The sequence below is a fragment of the Snodgrassella alvi genome, assembly GCF_002777745.1.
GTDB classification, from domain to species: Bacteria; Pseudomonadota; Gammaproteobacteria; order Burkholderiales; family Neisseriaceae; genus Snodgrassella; species Snodgrassella alvi_D.
In genome coordinates, this window is record NZ_MEIO01000049.1 from 115,324 (window position 1) to 133,888 (window position 18,565).

The following is an 18,565-nucleotide window of genomic DNA, read 5'->3' on the forward strand; positions in this document are numbered from 1 at the left end:
TGTAATCTGTGGGCAGGTGGTATAACTATCATCTGCCCGATTTTTGGTGTGTATGGTAAGAAAATTCAATAATCTGCTTTTTTGCGCAAGATTAATAATGATATTTAGGGGAAATAGGCTGATTATTGTCTTTTGATGCTGTAATTTTACGGACTATTGCCAAAACTGTGCTCATAAATTACAGTTTGTAACGCAGACTTTCTGTCTGAAAAAGGCCAAGAATACAGAGGCATAATCTAAAATTAGAGGATATTGATGGTATTTAATACTCGCCTGCGGATTTTTGCAGGCGGTTTATTTTTATCTGCTGTGCGGTTTGTTTAAAAGTCATTCCGGAATGTACCGGCTAATTTTATTTATTTTGCTTCCCGTCTTCCTGTTATATAGCCATTTATTCTGTTGCCGGCATGGTACTATTAAAGTATGTCTGCGATTCTGATCAGTGTTTTCTGTCGTAAGTTTATGCGATGTTCTGGTTGTTTAAGCTGTGCTACACCGGTATGTGAAATTATTTTTACTGTTTAATATGTTTATGTCATTTTCAGCAATGCGAATATTGATTATGATGAATCAATCTGTTTGTATTATGCTTTTGTGGTAAGTAATTGTTGTTTATTTAATTTATTTGGCATTAATATTTTATTGCTTTGCATCAGAGGCAGGTAATTTTATATTTATTCAGCTTAATGTTGGCTGTTTGCATTTAAATATTATGAGCTGGATTAAGGAAGTTGTCTTTTTTGCGATATGAGTTCGGACAGCGGGGAGTGCTTGCTGTTACATTAAGACTGAACTATTTTTTTAACATTAGTTTGATGTGGGGTTTATGTGGTTTGATTTCTGACGAAGAGGGTTTACTGGCAATGGCAATTTGTGCACGCTGGGCATCGGAAAGTAGACCAGACCAGTCGCCGTTCAGATACCAATGTTCGCCGAAATCTTCGCAGGGATGAGGAATACGGATGCAGCCATTACCACATAGCAGGTCATCGGCACGGCAGTATTTGTCGCAGCCCCAACAGATTCGTTCAGGATGTTTGGGATGTAATGGAAAAACCTTGGCCATGGTAGTGTATACCCTGTTATGAGTAATATGATGGTTATACATGCTGAGGTAGATTTGTTCAAGAAATGGATAGTTAAGCGCTGTGTAATGTTTTGTCTGGATTGGCTGCGGGCATTGTAGACGGCAAACCGATACGGACAGGGTACAGATTCAGGTCAATGGAAACGGGGGGCACGATGAAACAATATGATGTGGCGGTGCTGGGGGGAGGTTTACTGGGACGTTTGACTGCGTGGTTACTGGCAGATCAGGGATGTAAGGTAGTATTGCTCAATGCTGGTAAGCGTAATGGTGAGGGTGCTGCTGCTTTTGCAGCAGCAGCAATGCTGGCACCTACGGCAGAAGCGGCAGAAGCTACGCCGCTGGTGGTGCAGCTTGGTTATGCCAGTTTACCCATCTGGCGTCAGTGGGTGAATTTATTCCCAACACCGGTATTTATGCAGCAGAATGGTTCGCTGATTGTGTGGCATTCGCAGGATCATGCTCTGGCCAAGCAGTTTTCCCAGCATTTGCAACGGGCTCATGTGGACAGCAGTGTCTGGCAGGTATGGCATAATCAGGAAATCAGTGAACACGAACCACAGTTGTCTGGACGTTTTCAGCAAGGTTTGTTTCTACCCACTGAAGGGCAGTTGGATAATCGTCAAACTTTGCTGGCTTTGGCGGATATGCTCGACCGGCAACAGGTAAGCTGTTATTGGGAGCACTGTGGTGATTTGGCTGAATGTGCGGCACTTGCGCACTGGACGTTGGATTGTCGTGGCTACGGTGGCAAAAGTAACTGGAACAGTTATGGTCAAAGTCGCTTACGCGGGGTGCGGGGAGAAGTGTTGCGTGTGTATGCACCGGATATTGTGCTTCACCGGCCGGTGCGGGTATTGCATCCACGCTATCCTATTTATATTGCGCCTAAACAGAACAAGCTGTTTGTTGTTGGGGCTACGCAGATTGAGAGCGAAGATAACAGTAATCTGAGTGTACGCAGTGGGCTGGAGCTGATGTCTGCTCTGTATTCTGTGCATCCGGCCTTTGGGGAAGCTCGGATTCTGGAAAGTCTGGCTGAGCTGCGCCCCACGCTTAATCATGAAAGCCCGGAAATACGTTATGATATACAGAATCGTGTTGTAACGGTTAATGGGTTGTTCCGGCATGGTTTTATGATTTCGCCTGCGGTGAGTATTGCTACGGTGCATGTATTGCAGGCTTTAATGCAACAGCAGTTGTTGCCGGATGCTCAGGCGTGCTATCACATTGATGTTTTGCCGGTAAATCAGAACGGGGAGGCAGTTTGATGGATATTTGTGTTAATGATGAGGTAATTGCTTTTGATGGCAGTACTGTCGCTGATCTGGTTCAATATTTGAAGCTGGAAGCGCCTTTTGCTGTAGCGGTAAATACATCTTTTGTCGCTAGAAATCAGTATTCGACTTATTATTTACAATCGCAAGATAAGGTGGATATTGTGAGTCCGGTGGTAGGTGGCTAGTTAGTATGTTGGTCACATTCTGTTTTTGTTTTGAAAGCCCTGTTTGCATACAGGGTTTTTTGCTATCTGGTTAGTGCAGTTTATGCTTGCTGATAATTCAATTTGATCTGTTTATTTTTAAATAAAGTGATATTTGTCTCTGAGAATGTATTAGTAATAATGCTGGTTTGTTTGTAGATAAATTTAATATGCTGATGATTTAATCTGCCGTTCTGCTTTGTCCAGTGATATGTAGGCTGTCTTGGCTGGAATTGAAGAATTAATTTTGTTACTTACTCAATCTAAGGGCGATGTTGATAAAGAATTTACACAGCTGGTTTAGTGCCGGTATCGGTGAGGAAGGCGAGGTAAACTATTTTATCATTCTGGAATTTTTTTCTTGAAATTAGTTTATCGTTAACTAATGAGCTAATGAATATTGTTGTTGCAGCTTGGGTTATTCCAAGTAATTTAGCGTTCCTTATAGCGACAGTTTTGGATATTCTTTTTCTGAAATATTACATAATGGTAAATGTCTGTTTTCTGATTGCATACCTCGATGTCTTTAAGTTAGTTAGCTATCTTTCTATTTGCAAGATATTATATATATTAAGGTTATGATTAATTATTTTAAACTAAACTTTGGCTAAGAATAAAAGAAAATTCTAAAAAATATTTTCTGGTAATAAAACTATCGACATTATTGTAAGGTGTATACGGTTGTCTGTATCAATGCTAATTGGCATGGTAACGGGAGATATTTGTCTGTGCCTATGCTTTTGGTATCAGGGATAGGCTTGTACTCTGACTGCTTTGGGATATGGTAATTATATTTGATGTTATTCTTTGAGGTGAAAATAGATGCAAAGTTGTTGTTCTGGTTATAAAATCTAATATTCTTTACTTAGGATGACTGCCGGCTGTTTGGGAATATTTGTTAATTTTATATGAATGGGGAGATGGCTTATGGCTTTGCAACTTTATGATGAACAGTTTGATAGTCGTTTGCTGTTGGGCACTGCTGCTTATCCTAATCCGGAAGTGCTGCGTGCAGCGGTAAGAAAAGCGCAGCCGGCCATGATTACTGTAGCGTTGCGCCGGCAGGGTGCTACCTCAGCCGAGCATGGTCGGGGTTTATGGGGGCTATTGCAGGAGCTGGCTTTGCCTATTCTTCCTAATACTGCCGGTTGTCTGAGTGTGGAGGAGGCTGTGACTACGGCACAGATGGCACGGGAGGTATTTGCAACTGACTGGATTAAGCTGGAACTGATTGGCGATGACGATACTTTGCAGCCAGATGTATTTCAGTTAGTACAGGCGGCGGATATTCTGATTAAGGATGGTTTCAAGGTATTGCCGTATTGCACGGAAGATTTGATTGCGTGTCGCCGTTTGCTGGATGTTGGTTGTGAGGCTTTGATGCCGTGGGCTGCTCCGATTGGCACTGGTCTGGGACCGGTGCATGAATATGCGCTGCATGTGTTACGTGAACGTTTGCCGGATATTCCGCTACTGGTGGATGCGGGGCTAGGGCTGCCTTCGCATGCGGCAATGGTAATGGAGTGGGGCTTTGATGGTGTTTTGCTTAATACAGCAGTTTCGCGCAGCGGCTATCCGCTGATGATGGCGGAGGCGTTTGCTCTGGCAGTTAATGCAGGCCGGCTGGCTTATGAAGCAGAGCCGGTAGTGCCGCGCCATAATGCACAGGCTTCTACGCCGCAGGTAGGGCAGCCATTCTGGCACTATCCTGATTATGAGCCTTAAACAATAAAGCGCGAAAGCGCTTTATTGTTTATTATTTGTTGGCTTGTCCTGTTTAGCTGCATTGATGTCAGTTAAACAGGACAGATTTTGTTTATGTTAAGAGTTGGTGTTGGGTGTATCTGAATAGGTAATGCGTTTTTTTAGTTGCTGGCGATACAGGGGCAGAACCATGGTTAGCAGAATAAACCAGACGGGTGTAGCTATTAAGCCGGTAAGGGTATCCTTATCCTGAGTGAACAGATACAGAACAAACCCAAAGAAAATCAGGCACACATAGCACATGGGTATGCCGAAAGGCATTTTGTAGACTGAGCGGGCATGTGCCTCAGGATAGAGTTTGCGATAACGTAGGTAAGCAATCAGAATAACTGCCCAGACAAAGATAAAGCAGATACTGGATACGGTGGTGACGATGGTGAATACTTTCATGACATCACCTTCGGCATAGAGCAGACCCACGCCAATTAGCAGCAGGGTGCAGGAATAGATGAGGCCGTTTTGTGGTACGCCGGTAGCAGACAGATGCGCAAAAGCTTTCGGCCCAACGCCGTTTCTGGACAGTCCATACAGCATGCGGCCGGTGGAATACATGCCACTATTGGCAGAGGACAGGGCGGAAGTCAGTACGACGAAGTTAATGATGGTGGCTGCGGCACTGATGCCGATTAAGGTAAACATGTTCACGAACGGACTGCGGTCGGGCGCAACCATGCTCCACGGGGTAACGGTCATGATGATGGTTAAGGCCAGTACATAAAAGACAATTACGCGCACTGGTATTTTGTTGATGGCTGCCGGCAGGGTGGTATTGGGGTTGTCTGTTTCGGCTGATGCTGTGCCAACGAGCTCAATACCGACAAAAGCGAAGATGGCAATCTGAAAGGCAGCAAAAAAACCGCTCCAGCCATGTGGCATCCAGCCTCCATAAGTCCATAAATTGCTGATTCGTGCCTGAATACCGCTGGAGCTGACAAAGCCTGTGAGTAACAGATAGCCGCCACAGCCAATCAGTGCGAGAATGGCCAGAATCTTGATCAGTGCAAACCAGAACTCCATCTCACCAAACAGTTTGACGGATAACAGATTCAGTGCCAGCAGGACAATAATGCATATGATACCGGGCAGCCAGAGTGGTACTTCTGGCCACCAGAACTGGGTATAGCCGGTGATGGCCACAATATCGGCCATGCCGATGACCACCCAGCAAAACCAGTATGACCAGCCTACATAATAGCCGACGGTAGGATTGAGAATATCGGTGGTGAAGTCGACAAAGGATTTGTAATGCAGATTGTGCAATAGCAGTTCACCCATGGCACGCATAACAAAAAACAGGAACGCACCGATGATGATATAGGTAAACAGTACAGATGGCCCTGCCAGACTGATGGTGCGGCCTGAACCCATAAAAAGGCCGGTACCGATTGCGCCGCCTATGGCAATCAGTTGTAAATGTCGGTTTTTCAATGTGCGTTTTAACTCAGGTGGCCGGTTCATGGGGTATCCTTTAGAGACTGGAAAACAAGAATTGAAAACATAGTTTTATTTTTGGGAAAAATACGCTGGTATGAGGTTATTTATGTTAAATGGTTTTCTGGTGCTGGCTGGGTTATATTCATACCCATTGATACAGTGTATGTGATTAGCTACGCAGCCAGCTTGAAGTCATAATACTGTATCACAGTTTATTGCTGTTGCTGGCAATATCTGAATGTAGTTGTTGTGTAAGGAGCAGTGTTGTACTAATGTGGTACTGCTCAGCTAATCTGTGTGCAAGGTTAGGCCAGAGATTGGCACATAATCACTATGGTAAGGCGTGTGTGTTCGTGTGCGCGATCCAGACTGGATTCGTTGGACTATGGTTTTTGTGATGTTTATCCGCACGATATTAAAAGGCGTTTATCTGGTTTATTTTACTAATCTGGTATAAGGGGGGTATTTGATGGTAGTGGGTAAGTATTCTGAGTGATCTGAATGTGATACTGGATAGATGTTAGTTTGTTTGTATATTGCCGCCAATGGTATTTTACGGTACTTCGCTGATTTGTATTGTTGGGCATTATGAGTCTGTAATAAAGCAAATATTGCGACGCGGTGAAACAGCAACTCTGTTTACTGCTTAGTGTTTAGTCTGTCAGGTATGACCGGAATAATGGATGGTTTGCTACGGGTATATTGTGGCGGTTATTTTCTGGTTATCGGTTTTGTTGCAGTATGGCTGGCATTATCTGCGATTGTTGTCGGTTATGAAGTCCAGTAGTGGTATTGGCGGACATGACTGTTATTAGGTTAAATATGAATAATACCCGCCTTGATGCGATGGTACAGCTCAGATATGGCGGTATTGAGGCTGTGTGCATTATATTTCTGTATTTTAAGGATAAAATATTGCTAATACTGTGCACGGCTGCGCTGGGGTTGATTGCGTGCATGGTAGCCGTACAATAGGCGGAATGGATTTGGATATTGAGAGTATTGAAGATGAGTGAAAATAAAGTGGTTCATTATCTAAAAGATTATCAGGCACCGGATTTTGCGGTTGCTGATATTAATCTGACCTTTTCTCTGGAGGATGCTTATACCACTGTCCTCAATCGTATGACTGTTGTCCCCCGACAGGGATGTAAACCCTGTGTGCTGGACGGCAGTGCTGAGCTGTTGCAGGTTGTTTTAAATGGTAAGCTTTTGTCTCCGCATGAATATGCAGTTGCAGATGAGAAACTGATTATTCATACTGTGCCAGATAGTGAGTTTGTGCTGGAAATCTCTACCCGATTGTATCCGGCACAGAACAAGACGCTGATGGGACTGTACGAATCTGGTGATAATTTGTATACCCAGAATGAGCCAGAAGGCTTTCGCAAGATTACCTATTATTTTGACCGGCCGGATGTTATGAGCCAGTTTACCACTACTATCATTGGTGATAAGCAGCGTTATCCGGTTATGCTGTCTAATGGTAATTTGATTGATAGCGGTGAGCTGGACAATGGCCGTCACTGGGTATGTTGGCGAGACCCGTTTGCTAAACCAAGCTATCTGTTTGCACTGGTGGCTGGGAAGCTGGCGATGCTGGAGGGCAGTTTTACTACCCGCAGTGGTAAAGAGGTGGCACTGAAGTTTTATACCCGTCCGGAAGACTCTGCCAAGGCAGGCTTTGCGCTGGAATCGCTGAAGCATGCGATGCAGTGGGATGAAGAGCGTTTTAATCTGGAATACGATCTGAATATTTTTATGGTTGTGGCTGTAAGCGATTTTAATATGGGCGCCATGGAAAATAAGGGTCTGAATATTTTCAATACTAAATATGTGCTCGCCAGCAGTGATACGGCCACTGATGCTGATTTTGAAGCAATTGAGGGGGTGATTGGTCACGAGTATTTCCATAATTGGACAGGTAACCGGGTAACTTGTCGTGATTGGTTTCAGTTGTCATTGAAAGAAGGACTGACGGTATTCCGTGATCAGGAATTTTCAGCCGATCGTGCCAGTAGGGCAGTACGTCGTATTCATAATGTCAGGGTGTTGCGCAGCATGCAGTTTGCCGAGGATGCTGGCCCGATGGCACATCCGGTACGGCCAGCTTCATATGAGGAAATGAATAATTTCTATACGTTGACTGTGTATGAGAAAGGTGCTGAAGTGGTACGTATGTACCATACACTTCTGGGTGAGGACGGTTTTCAGAAAGGTATGCAGCTTTACTTCCAGCGCCATGATGGTCAGGCGGTTACCTGTGATGATTTCCGCGCTGCGATGGCGGATGCCAATGGTGTTAATCTGGAGCAGTTTGCTTTATGGTACAGTCAGGCTGGTACGCCGCAGATTAAAGCGCATGGTGAATATGATGCGGGCAAACGTACTTTCAGCTTGCATTTGCAGCAGTACATTCCACCCACTCCTGATATGGCAGACAAGCTGCCGATGGTGATTCCGGTTAAAGTGGGTTTGCTGGGCAGGGATGGTGCACCTGTAGCATTCAGACTGGGCGATACGGATGTGGCAGTAGATGAAACAGTACTGGTATTCAATCAGGCGCAACAGACATTTGTGTTTGATGATGTTGCTCAGGAGGTGGTGCCATCATTATTGCGTGGTTTCAGTGCTCCTGTAAGACTAGATTATCCATATAGTGATGCTGATTTGATGCTGCTGCTGGCACATGATGGTGATTCCTTTGCACGCTGGGAAGCTGCACAAACCTTGTACCGGCGTGCCGTTGCGGCTAATTTGGTGGCACTAGAAGCAAATCAGCCGGTTCCCCATCATGCTGAGCTGGCAGAGGCAATTACTGCGGCGTTGAATGCGGATATTGAACCGGCTTATAAGGCAGTATTATTGCAGGTGCCGACTGAGGCGGAGTTGTGGGAAGATGCGCAAAGTATTAATCCTGAGTTGTATGTACGTGCACGGCAGGCACTGTTGCAGGATCTGGCCGGTAGTATGGAGGATACGCTGACGCACTGGCGTACATGGGCCGATAAGCAGGAGCAGAACAGTAAGTATGCGGCACCGCAGGAGTATCATCCTGATCTGGCCGGAGTTCGTAGTTTGCGCAATACTTTATTGCAATGGGGTGTTCAGGCCAGAGCGCAATTATTGCAAACTATTGCAGCGGAATACACGCAGCGTGCCACTAATATGACTCATGAGTTTGGTATGTTATTGGCTGTTAATCATCTGTCTGATGATAAACGGAATGAGTTATTAGATGGGTTTGCTCAGCGTTATGCTCACGATGATCTGGTGATGGATAAATATTTTATGCTGATTGGCGGCAGCCAGCGTGCTGATACTTTGCAACAGGTACAGGCAGCGTTGCAGCATCCTGCTTTCAGTCTGGAAAATCCGAACAAGGTGCGTTCGCTACTGGGCAGTTTTAGCCGTAATATCCGGCATTTTCATGCTGCTGATGGTAGTGGCTATCGTTTTGTTGCTGAGCATATATTGCATATTGATGGATTTAATCCGCAGGTGGCATCGCGTCTGGTACAGGCATTTAATCTGTATGGCCGGCTGGAACCGCAACGCAAGGCGTTAATGGCTGAGCAGTTGCTGCGGATTCAGAAGCAAGAGCATTTATCCAAAGACAGCCGTGAGATTGTGGATAAGATTTTACGTGACTGATATGTTGGTTGCTTAGTACCGGACTGAATAAAATGAATCAGAGCACTACAGTTTATGCTGGGGTGCTCTTTTGATATGAATAGGCTTTTGGCTATTAAGGCTCAGGTAGGCTATGGTGTAGCGCTGTTTATCCTTCAAGCAGCTGCTTGCCCAGATAATCGTTTTCTCTGGCCATTCCCGGCAGGACAAAGAAAAAGCCTCCACCAAATGGTTTGATATAGCGTTCCAGTGGTTCGCCATTTAAGCGGTTTTGGGTATCGATAAAGCCTTTTTTCAGGTCATTCTGGTAGGCCACGAAAATCAGCCCCATATCAAGCTGGCCGCTGGGTAATACACCTAGTGAGTAACTGAAGCTGCGCCGGCGTAATCTGGCTACATGCCGTTCCGGAATACGTGGTTCAGCACGGCGCATATGCGAATCGAACAGAATGCGGTCGCCATGCGGGTCGCGATTCATCTGAGGATCATCGGTTTCATGCTGCATGCCGATGGGTGCGCCGCTGGTTTTGTAACGGCCAAAATCGTTTTCCTGATCTTCCAGTGGTGTTCTGTCCCAGAATTCCAGATTAAAGCGAATCAGGCGAATAGCCTGATAGCTGCCGCCCAAACACCATGCAGGTTCATGATTGTCGGCAGTTACCCATACCAGTTCGTTCATTAGTTTGCTATCGGTAATGGAGGCATTGCCGGTACCATCTTTAAAGCCAAACAGGTTGATGGCAGTGTTATGTTGGTCGATATCGCGTGCTGGCAGAAATCCATCCATTTTCCAAACGGGTATCATGAACCGGTTGCAGTGGCTAATCAGATCGCGCAGGGCATAAATTACGCTTTCGCGGCTGTTGGCACATAGCTGAATCGACAAGTCTCCGCCACACCAGTCTTTTTCCAGCCGGTCGTTGGGAAAGCGTGGCATGGGAATCAGTTTTTTTGGTTTATGTTTGGCCAGACCAAAGCGCTGGTCAAACAAGCTGGCGCCTACGGCTACGGTAATGGTAAGCGAATCTGGTGACAGGTTATGGCCGAGCAGCCCGGATTCCACCGGAGGCAGTTGGTCATTTTTGCCTGTTGTCAATGTCTGTGGTCGGGTGAGATAGGCAATGCGCTGGGAAATGAGCTGTAATAACTGTTGTAGTTGGGCTTTTTCTCGTGTGGTGACATTAAAGACAACAAAAATGGCTTCTTTGGTATCGGGGGTGATCACACCGGCCTGATGGTTGCCCCAGTAATCGACAGCCTGACTGTAATCGTGACTACAGCGGCTGGCCGCACTGGCTGGTTTGGTGGCGCCGATACTGGCTATACCCAGTCCTCCAGCCAGCAGTATTTTCATGCCGTGGCGGCGACTGGGGCTGGCAGGGTTGTCTTCAGGCGTGGCAGTTAACTCTGGCTGGTGTCTGAAGGTATTTTTTTGCATAACTTGAACCTTAATGAGGGTATTTGTAATAAATACGAACGCCCAGTTGTGCTCGCAGTTGTGCCAGACGGCTGGTCTGAATGCTTAGCAGGGAATACAGCCGGTCATGGTCAGTCTGGCTCAGTTCAGTGAAGTTCTGATACTGGTTCTGCGGTAACTGATAGTGTCGGAGCACGGCAAAAATTTGCTGGTAGCCGCTATCCAGTGCGATACGTTGTTCAGCCGGAATAAAGCCAGCAAGCTGCTGCACGATTTGTGCTGAACCGCTTACATTAGCCTGAATATCGGCTAAGTCGCTATGGCTGTACTGGTTTTCTTTGCCAGAGAGTTTGGTTTGCAGAATCATTTCCAGAAAATCGGATGCGGATTGAATGATTTTAGCTATATCCAGCTCATCAGCCGCAACCCGCTTCTGCAAATCAATAATTTCATATTGCAGATTGATGGCTTCTGTCTGTGACTGCTGCAAATCTTTATGTACAAACAGATCATATTCCAGTCGGTGAAAACCGCTGAAGTTAGGGTTGCTAACGCCTTGCAGATAGTAGTCGGCGCGTGAATTGATGTTCTGGTCGGCATTACCGAACAGTTTGACAATAACCCGTACCTGTTCGTAGCTTTGATGCGCGCGGATATAGTTCTGTTGTGCCTGTAATAATTGCCCGTTCTGACTGGCATGTACGATGGCATCAAGATATTGCTGGGTGGTTTTCAGTTGCTGGACAACCTGTTGTTGATAAGCGCGAATGGCTGAATGGTATTTTTCTGGGGTGGGAATATCGCCTTTGGCTGTTACTGCATTGGTGCTGTTAATAATGGGTGCCCTTACGCCGTGGGCTGCCGATATTGCCGGTAGCAACAGCGAGCACAGGAATAGGGTATGGAACCTGTGCAGCTTCATTTTGATTTTTTCCTTAAAAACAGTATGGTCATTAACAGCCAGAATACGCCAAAGGTAATAACGTTGATCCACATTGGCTGAGAACGGTAGGCAAACAGTGAGGAAGCGAGGCTGCCAATCAGGCCGCTATCGTCAATAAGCTTTGAGGTATCCCATGCCGGACTAATCAGGAAATCGGGGATGGATATGTCATGTTCCAATAATATATTGGTGCCATCTTCAACTGCTTTCATCAGTAATGATATGGCTAGAAATAATAGTATGGTGCCGGTTATGGTAAAGAATTTTTTCCACTGAATAAAACGGCTGGTTAGAATAAAGGTATAAAAGGTCAGTGCTGATACTGAGCTACCAATGAGTACGGCAATGCAGAAGCGGGCGTAATTATGGCTGTTGAGCTGCATGATTTGCCCTGACAGAAATACTACGATTTCACTGCCTTCGCGGGCAATGGCAATCGCTATAATGAATAATGCTCCCCACCATGAGTTGCGGGCTACCTGCTGCGCTATTTCCTGTTCCAATGAGGATTTCATGCTGCGGGCATGTTTGTTCATCCAGTACACCATCTGCACAATCAGCACACAGGCTACAGCAGACATTCCCATCATAAATATTGTCTGATGGTCATCGGTAAGCTCTTTGAATATGCCATTAATAACCAGAGCCAGTATAAAGGATATCAGTACTCCGAGTCCTACTCCGCCAATCAGGTAACGCATACCGTTACTGCTGTTGGGATTGCGTTTAATCCATGAATAAATAATGCCAACTACAAGCAATGCTTCGAAGCATTCTCGCCAGACAACAAAGATGATTTGTCCCATGGTATATCCCGTTTTTATTTTATGATTAACTGCCCTTGGGGCTTATTGAGATGGAAATCATCGAAAAAGATATAGGTGCCGGGTTTTTTCGGGGCAATCACTACCACTGATGAAGCTCCTGGTGCCAGTACTTTTTCTTTTACTAGCTGGGGGCTTTCAAATTCTACTGGTCCCTTGCCGATATTGGTGATTTTGATGCGAATAATTTTGTTGGCCGGAGCATTGAGGGTTAACGGTGTCATGTCGCCATCTTTCATTTTCAGCTCTAGAGTGACTTTGTCATCAGCAACTGCGGAGTATGAAAGCATGATGCTGCATAGGCTCAGTACAATAAGGAAAAATTTTTTCATGATGGATACGCTTACAGAAAAAGGTATTGTGACAGTGACAAAGTATTAAGGGATTATCCTACTGATTAACATCAGAATAATCCCTTTACTGTCCGGTGCTGTTAATAGCTGCCTTTACGGCCTACTCCGGCGTAATCAAATTCCCAGCTAACTTCAAAGGGTTTGAACCACGGTGCTACGCCGGTTTCTTTGTCAATATGACGCGCCATCTGATTGGCTGTGGGGGGGGAAATACGGTAGGTAACCCGGTATTTGCCCAGCCCATTGAGTTTGATGTTGTCACCATAGTGAGGACCATCGTTGGCAACCATGGACATGAATTTACCTGCGTGCGCAAATTTGCCTTTAGTCAGTTTGGTGATGGAATATTCGATATTCAAATTGGGAATCCAGTCACCTTCGGCAAAACCGTTTGGATTACCTTCTGTGGCATGGATGTCTGCTTCCATGTGTACATCAGATTTGCTGGCTGGCAGATGCATATTGCTGTGATCCATTCCATCGGTATCCATGGTGATGGGTGGCAAATATACGCCGGAAATTTCCATTCCGTTTTTGATGATGGGTTTACCCATAGGGTATTCCTGTGCAAAGGCTGCCATGGAAATGAAGCCAGCGCAGGCAATGGCAATTTTTTGTAACAGCATGCTTGATTTTCCTATTTTAGTCATGAGAATCAATATGGATCAGTGTATGACTGGATAACAATTGATAAGAATTATCAATATACATCTTTTGCAAATGTTAGAAAACAATTAAGTTATGTTTTTATATATATATTCAATGTGTTGGATATGATGAATAAATTTATATTTTTCAGACTGTTTTAGATAATTTGATCTTGAGCAAAATAGTTACTGATAAATATATTTATGCTAAAAGCATTAATATGTGGAGTGATAGCGTTAGAAGTTCGGTTTTACAACGGTTTTAGCCATAGCTGATATCACAGGGGTAGTTGTAAAACAGAAACTTTGTCTGAAAATAGCCGAATTATTGTTATTTGCGAAAGGCAAACTATTGATATATAAGTTAAGTAATGTTAAATTATGGTTACGGTCACAATCAATGCTGGTTGAAGGTGTTGTTGGCCAGAGCAGATAAGAATATTACTTGTACCTTTATATGAGTGTCTCTGGAAGAGGGAGTTGTTCAGGCAGGGTTGGTGGTGGTAGAAGTAGGGCTGCCGCCTATGATGATGTCACCATAGGCAGCATGTAACTAAGACTTATGTACTATTGCTTGCCATATTTGTTGTGCTAAAGGTTCTGTGCCATGCCACAACAAGGGTTGCCAATTGCGCTTTTCGCAAAATGAAAATACTAAGGTTTCTGCTCTGATGATACTGTTGCAGGGTTTGAAAACCAGTAATCCGCTATCCTGCCAGTCGGAGTCAACTTTGATGATATAAGGTGATAGGATATAAGCAGTATATTCGGTGGTTTCCTCTGGTTCGGTAAACCATGAGTTACCGATTGGTGTAGTTTGTTGTAGATAGTAAAGTGCAAAGGGTTGCTGTAACTGTAAGTTGTCGTGCAGTGCACTGGATAGCGCATCCTTGTCAGGAACAAGAAGTTTCATTGTCTGTCCCCCTGTGCACAATTCATGCTAAATACATTATTTGTATTTGTCATGTGATATATCTGTGTGTGCTGATGGTACCTGATTGTGAGCAGTTGTTGTGCAAGCAGGTTAGATTGCAGTAAGTGATGGGGGAGATTCGCTTTGTAGATATTCATGTTATTGCCTCTCTTTAGGTCATGAAGCCGCAATTGTGCTGTCAAACACAGATGGCGGCAGACAAATGGCAGGGTTGACAGACCGACAAAGAGAACCGGCAGGCGCGAAGCCTCCCTGCCACTGTCCACCATGAGTCAGGTGAGGCAATGAACATTTACAGACAAAAAAGCTACTCTGTTGGTGAGTAGCAGGATGTCTGCCTCTTTAATCAGCCTGTCAAAGCTGGTTGTGCTATTGAACACAACGTCTTTATCTTGCCGTTAAAGCTTGATACTGTCAATTATTGCCTTGCACAGATGTTTCGGCTGTTTGCTGTGTATTTTCATTCTGGATAGAAGCTATCTGTCTGCTGATTTCATTGTGCTTGTTTTATCGCTAGAAAATTAATTTTGAATTAATCTTTATTTAAACGCCATATTGCATCAATTTCTGCTTTGGTAAAAGGTTGTAACAGGCAATCGGCTTTTTCCTACCATATGATTTTGTACTGATGATAGAGTGCACTGAAAAATCTGGTGAGTTTAGCTATATAAATTTGGCTGGTTAGCTGTTGATGACAATATATTAATTGGAACCCTATACGCAGGATGGTTGCTACGATGCATGTCTGACTCAGATAAAAATAAGCAATTTAATTCTAATTATTTTGCATATTTTATAGTTAATGATTAAGTTGTATTACAGTAATAGTGTTGTTTTATTGGCTGCACTGGCTAAATCAGTTTGACAGATAAAGAAGTGGTTTTTAATCATTACAATCAGGTATTAATATCGGTTGTTTGCCAAAATATTTTGCGATTTGATATTCCATTAAAAAATCGGGCATACAATTATATGCCCGATGCTTAAGCTGTTTATTCAGCTACTACCATTTATAGCCGATACCTGCATTAAAGCCAGTTTCATGACCGGTAGTGGAGACGCCTGCACCCCATGAGAATTTACCGTTGTTATTTGTGGCTTTGTAGTTAACACCAACGGCGGTATAACCATGGTAGGAACCCATACCCACGCCAACAGTCTGCTCACCGGCATTGAGTTGTGGCAGATAGGCACCTGACAGCGCCATGGCCAGTGCAGTACCGGAGTAGGCACGGCGTTCTACGTGCTGTACACGATCGTTAACGTCGTTGATGTAGCGGTTGATGTTTTCCATGCGGGCATTAACGCCTTTGAGCTGTGCCACGTTCACGGCATCTGTATCTGCGGTACCGGCGGCTACACCTGTAATCTGGCGATAAACACCTTTAGAAGCATCACCTACAGAAACCGCTGCTTCGGTACTGGTAGTGGCCTGAATGGCACGAGCCTGCTGTGTTGTGGCATTTGCCGGAATATAGCCCATAATGCCGCCAGCCGTATTGGCTACAGAGTTGGCACCCAGTGCAATACCACCACTCTGGGTAACGCTGGCATGATTACCAATGGCCACTCCATCTGCAACGCTAGCTTTGGCTTCTGCACCTATGGCCACAGCTCCATTGCCGCTGGCCACAGCAGCACCACCTACAGCAATAGCATTATTGCCACTTGCCGACGCGACACTCAGGGTGGAGTTTACTTTGGCATACTTGCTGCCACCGTTGTACAGATTGGTTAATGCATCACCGACATTATTGGCTGTAACCGCAGTACCATCAGCAGTGGTGCTGTTATAACTTGGTGCAGTGAAGCTATTTGTCACAGTATTATAGCTGGCATTGCCGCCCAGACTGGCAGCCACTGAGGACAGTGTTTCTGCTGTAGAAGTAGATAGGCTATCTGCTTTGGCAAGTGCCTGATTGGCTTTATCTGTTGCTGCATTAATGGCTGCCGTACTGCCATTGTTGTTTTGAGCAAGTTTAGTGTCAAACGAATCAGATAGGTTCTGTAACTCTTGTTTAAAATCGTTTTTTACTTGCCAAAGCTGGCGGCCGTTCACTGCCTGATTAGATGTTGCATCAACACGACCATTTGCAATATTACTGATTGTTCTTTCAGTGGTATCCCGAGTCAGCCCGAAGAAGCCGGGTGTTGTATCATCAATAATATCATCGAAATGAACAGAATTTTTCTGTAGTGCCTCAATCAGCTTTTTCGAGGTCAGGATATCATCCTGAGCTGTTTTGATATCATTTTGCGCAATTTTAAGAGCTGTTTGTGCGGTTTTGATATCTTGGTTTACAGCATCTATATTAATCTTGTTTTGATTAACTACATTATCAACGGTACTAGATACTGAGCTCATGATTGAAGATGAAAGGCTGTATAGCTGCCCGCCGTTAACGGCATCAGTTGAATTTTCCCCGATAGTACCGTTAGCAACATTAGTAATTCTCTGTGCATTAGCGGTGCCATGACTGGCATCGTAAGCAGTGCCGTTCCATTGCAATGCGTCTTTTTGCAGGGTGCTGATGCTGTTAACGGCAGTAGTCAGGTTACCGGCAAGGGTAGTTGTAGACTGTGCCACAGTATCAATGCGGGAATTGGCAGTGCTCAGGCCGGTAGAGAGGTTGTCACTGAAAGTAGTAGACAGATTATTTAAACCGGAAACGGTAGAGCTGGAGAGAGAATATAACTGTCCGCCATTAACGGCATCTGTTGAGTATTCACCAGTATCGCCAACGGCAACATTGGTAATTCTCTGTGCATTAGCGGTGCCATGGCTGGCATCGTAAGCAGTGCCGTTCCATTGTAGGGCGTCTTTCTGCAAGTTGGCTACATTGTTATTTAAGCCATTAAGATTGCTGTTAATTGTAGTGATATTGGCATTGACGTTACTTAAATCACCGGCCTGATTCAATGTAGAAGACAAAGTACTGAGGCTGGCGGCAGTAGATGTTGAAACGCTGAAAAGTTGTCCGGCGTTAATCGCATCGGTGGAGTTTTCGCCAATCTGCCCAGCAGCTACATTAGTAATTCTCTGTGCATTAGCGGTGCCATGACTGGCATCGTAAGCAGTGCCGTTCCATTGCAATGCGTCTTTTTGCAGGGTGCTGATGCTGTTAATGGCAGTAGTCAGGTTACCGGCAAGGGTAGTTGTAGACTGTGCCACAGTATCAATGCGGGAATTGGCAGTGCTCAGGCCGGTAGAGAGGTTGTCACTGAAAGTAGTAGACAGATTATTTACACTGGACATGGTAGAGCTGGAGAGAGAATATAACTGTCCGCCATTAACGGCATCTGTTGAGTATTCACCAGTATCGCCAACGGCAACATTGGTAATTCTCTGTGCATTAGCGGTACCATGGCTGGCATCGTAAGCAGAGCCGTTCCATTGCAATGCGTCTTTCTGCAAGTTGGCTACATTGTTATTTAAGCCATTAATGTTGCTGTTAATGGTACTGATATTGGCATTGACGTTACTTAAATCACCAGCCTGATTCAATGTGGAGGACAAAGTACTGAGGCTGGCGGCAGTAGATGTTGAAACGCTGAAAAGTTGTCCGGCGTTAATCGCATCGGTGGAGTTTTCGCCAATCTGCCCAGCAGCTACATTGGTAATTCTCTGTGCATTAGCGGTACCATGGCTGGCATCGTAAGCAGTGCCGTTCCATTGCAGAGCGTCTTTCTGCAAATTAGCTACATTGTTATTTAAGCCATTAATGTTGCTGTTAATGGTATTGATATTGGCATTGACGTTACTTAAATCACCGGCCTGATTCAATGTGGAGGACAAAGTACTGAGGCTGGCGGCGGTAGATGTTGAAACGCTGAAAAGCTGTCCGGCGTTAATCGCATCGGTGGAGTTTTCGCCAATCTGCCCAGCGGCTACATTAGTAATTCTCTGTGCATTAGCGGTGCCATGACTGGCATCGTAAGCAGTGCCGTTCCATTGCAGAGCGTCTTTCTGCAAATTAGCTACATTGTTATTTAAGCCATTAATGTTGCTGTTAATGGTATTGATATTGGCATTGACGTTACTTAAA

14 protein-coding genes are annotated in these 18,565 nt (G+C 44.9%); 5 read left to right on the forward strand and 9 right to left on the reverse strand.

The window, feature by feature from the left end; genetic code table 11:
• Positions 1-793: 793 nt before the first annotated feature.
• The gene (locus tag BHC51_RS06580) at positions 794-1,066 is read right to left on the reverse strand and encodes a DUF3079 domain-containing protein (RefSeq protein ID WP_100124317.1); all 273 of its coding nucleotides are present in this window, start codon (positions 1,064-1,066) and stop codon (positions 794-796) included.
• A 176-nt stretch (positions 1,067-1,242) separates the two neighbouring features.
• Here BHC51_RS06580 and BHC51_RS06585 point away from each other — a divergent pair, with 176 nt between their 5' ends.
• The 3 genes from BHC51_RS06585 to BHC51_RS06595 all read left to right on the forward strand — a co-directional run bounded on the left by BHC51_RS06585 (position 1,243) and on the right by BHC51_RS06595 (position 4,295).
• Positions 1,243-2,358: an FAD-dependent oxidoreductase gene (locus BHC51_RS06585; protein WP_100099262.1), complete on the forward strand. Its 1,116-nt coding sequence runs from the start codon at positions 1,243-1,245 to the stop codon at positions 2,356-2,358.
• The gene (thiS, locus tag BHC51_RS06590; protein ID WP_100099263.1) at positions 2,358-2,552 is read left to right on the forward strand and encodes a sulfur carrier protein ThiS; all 195 of its coding nucleotides are present in this window, start codon (positions 2,358-2,360) and stop codon (positions 2,550-2,552) included. Before BHC51_RS06585 ends, thiS begins: the two co-directional genes overlap by 1 nt.
• 945 nt (positions 2,553-3,497) lie before the next feature.
• Complete coding sequence (locus BHC51_RS06595; protein ID WP_100153600.1) at positions 3,498-4,295, forward strand: thiazole synthase; 798 nt, start codon at positions 3,498-3,500, stop codon at positions 4,293-4,295.
• A 96-nt stretch (positions 4,296-4,391) separates the two neighbouring features.
• On the opposite strand, the gene BHC51_RS06600 is transcribed toward BHC51_RS06595, so the two are convergent.
• Complete coding sequence (locus tag BHC51_RS06600) at positions 4,392-5,792, reverse strand: amino acid permease (protein ID WP_100099265.1); 1,401 nt, start codon at positions 5,790-5,792, stop codon at positions 4,392-4,394.
• 798 nt (positions 5,793-6,590) lie between these two features.
• Between BHC51_RS06600 and BHC51_RS12760 the strand changes: the two genes are divergently transcribed.
• Both BHC51_RS12760 and pepN read left to right on the forward strand, forming a co-directional pair.
• Entirely contained in the window at positions 6,591-6,743 is a 153-nt protein-coding gene (locus tag BHC51_RS12760) for a hypothetical protein (protein WP_180296450.1), read from the forward strand.
• 33 nt (positions 6,744-6,776) lie between these two features.
• Entirely contained in the window at positions 6,777-9,422 is a 2,646-nt protein-coding gene (gene pepN, locus BHC51_RS06605; protein ID WP_100153601.1) for an aminopeptidase N, read from the forward strand.
• Positions 9,423-9,549: 127 nt separating this feature from the next.
• On the opposite strand, the gene efeB is transcribed toward pepN, so the two are convergent.
• The 7 genes from efeB to BHC51_RS06640 form a co-directional block, all read right to left on the reverse strand.
• Positions 9,550-10,839: an iron uptake transporter deferrochelatase/peroxidase subunit gene (efeB, locus tag BHC51_RS06610; protein WP_100099267.1), complete on the reverse strand. Its 1,290-nt coding sequence runs from the start codon at positions 10,837-10,839 to the stop codon at positions 9,550-9,552.
• A 10-nt stretch (positions 10,840-10,849) separates the two neighbouring features.
• Complete coding sequence (locus tag BHC51_RS06615) at positions 10,850-11,740, reverse strand: EfeM/EfeO family lipoprotein (protein WP_100153602.1); 891 nt, start codon at positions 11,738-11,740, stop codon at positions 10,850-10,852.
• Positions 11,737-12,567, reverse strand: coding sequence for an FTR1 family iron permease (locus BHC51_RS06620; RefSeq protein WP_100099269.1), 831 nt, complete (start codon positions 12,565-12,567; stop codon positions 11,737-11,739). The genes BHC51_RS06615 and BHC51_RS06620 overlap by 4 nt, the downstream gene beginning before the upstream one ends.
• A gap of 14 nt (positions 12,568-12,581) precedes the next feature.
• Positions 12,582-12,917 carry a cupredoxin domain-containing protein gene (locus tag BHC51_RS06625; protein WP_100099270.1) on the reverse strand — a complete coding sequence of 112 codons (336 nt, stop codon included), beginning with the start codon at positions 12,915-12,917 and terminating at the stop codon, positions 12,582-12,584.
• A gap of 101 nt (positions 12,918-13,018) precedes the next feature.
• The gene (locus BHC51_RS06630; protein WP_100124323.1) at positions 13,019-13,564 is read right to left on the reverse strand and encodes an iron transporter; all 546 of its coding nucleotides are present in this window, start codon (positions 13,562-13,564) and stop codon (positions 13,019-13,021) included.
• Between the two features lie 574 nt (positions 13,565-14,138).
• Positions 14,139-14,498, reverse strand: a complete 360-nt coding sequence (locus BHC51_RS06635; RefSeq protein ID WP_100153603.1) for a hypothetical protein — start codon at positions 14,496-14,498, stop codon at positions 14,139-14,141.
• Between the two features lie 1,024 nt (positions 14,499-15,522).
• A partial coding sequence (locus tag BHC51_RS06640; RefSeq protein WP_180296451.1) for a YadA family autotransporter adhesin occupies positions 15,523-18,565 on the reverse strand: 3,043 nt, incomplete at its 5' end.

Bases quoted from the DNA above. Each gene is read 5' to 3' on its own strand.
- thiS (WP_100099263.1), top strand. From the start codon at position 2,358: ATGGATATTTGTGTTAATGATGAGGTAATTGCTTTTGATGGCAGTACT.
- efeB (WP_100099267.1), bottom strand. From the start codon at position 10,839: ATGCAAAAAAATACCTTCAGACACCAGCCAGAGTTAACTGCCACGCCT.
- BHC51_RS06585 (WP_100099262.1), top strand. From the start codon at position 1,243: ATGAAACAATATGATGTGGCGGTGCTGGGGGGAGGTTTACTGGGACGT.
- BHC51_RS06600 (WP_100099265.1), bottom strand. From the start codon at position 5,792: ATGAACCGGCCACCTGAGTTAAAACGCACATTGAAAAACCGACATTTA.
- BHC51_RS06625 (WP_100099270.1), bottom strand. From the start codon at position 12,917: ATGAAAAAATTTTTCCTTATTGTACTGAGCCTATGCAGCATCATGCTT.
- BHC51_RS06630 (WP_100124323.1), bottom strand. From the start codon at position 13,564: ATGCTGTTACAAAAAATTGCCATTGCCTGCGCTGGCTTCATTTCCATG.
- BHC51_RS06620 (WP_100099269.1), bottom strand. From the start codon at position 12,567: ATGGGACAAATCATCTTTGTTGTCTGGCGAGAATGCTTCGAAGCATTG.
- BHC51_RS12760 (WP_180296450.1), top strand. From the start codon at position 6,591: ATGAATAATACCCGCCTTGATGCGATGGTACAGCTCAGATATGGCGGT.
- BHC51_RS06615 (WP_100153602.1), bottom strand. From the start codon at position 11,740: ATGAAGCTGCACAGGTTCCATACCCTATTCCTGTGCTCGCTGTTGCTA.
- BHC51_RS06580 (WP_100124317.1), bottom strand. From the start codon at position 1,066: ATGGCCAAGGTTTTTCCATTACATCCCAAACATCCTGAACGAATCTGT.
- BHC51_RS06595 (WP_100153600.1), top strand. From the start codon at position 3,498: ATGGCTTTGCAACTTTATGATGAACAGTTTGATAGTCGTTTGCTGTTG.
- pepN (WP_100153601.1), top strand. From the start codon at position 6,777: ATGAGTGAAAATAAAGTGGTTCATTATCTAAAAGATTATCAGGCACCG.
- BHC51_RS06635 (WP_100153603.1), bottom strand. From the start codon at position 14,498: ATGAAACTTCTTGTTCCTGACAAGGATGCGCTATCCAGTGCACTGCAC.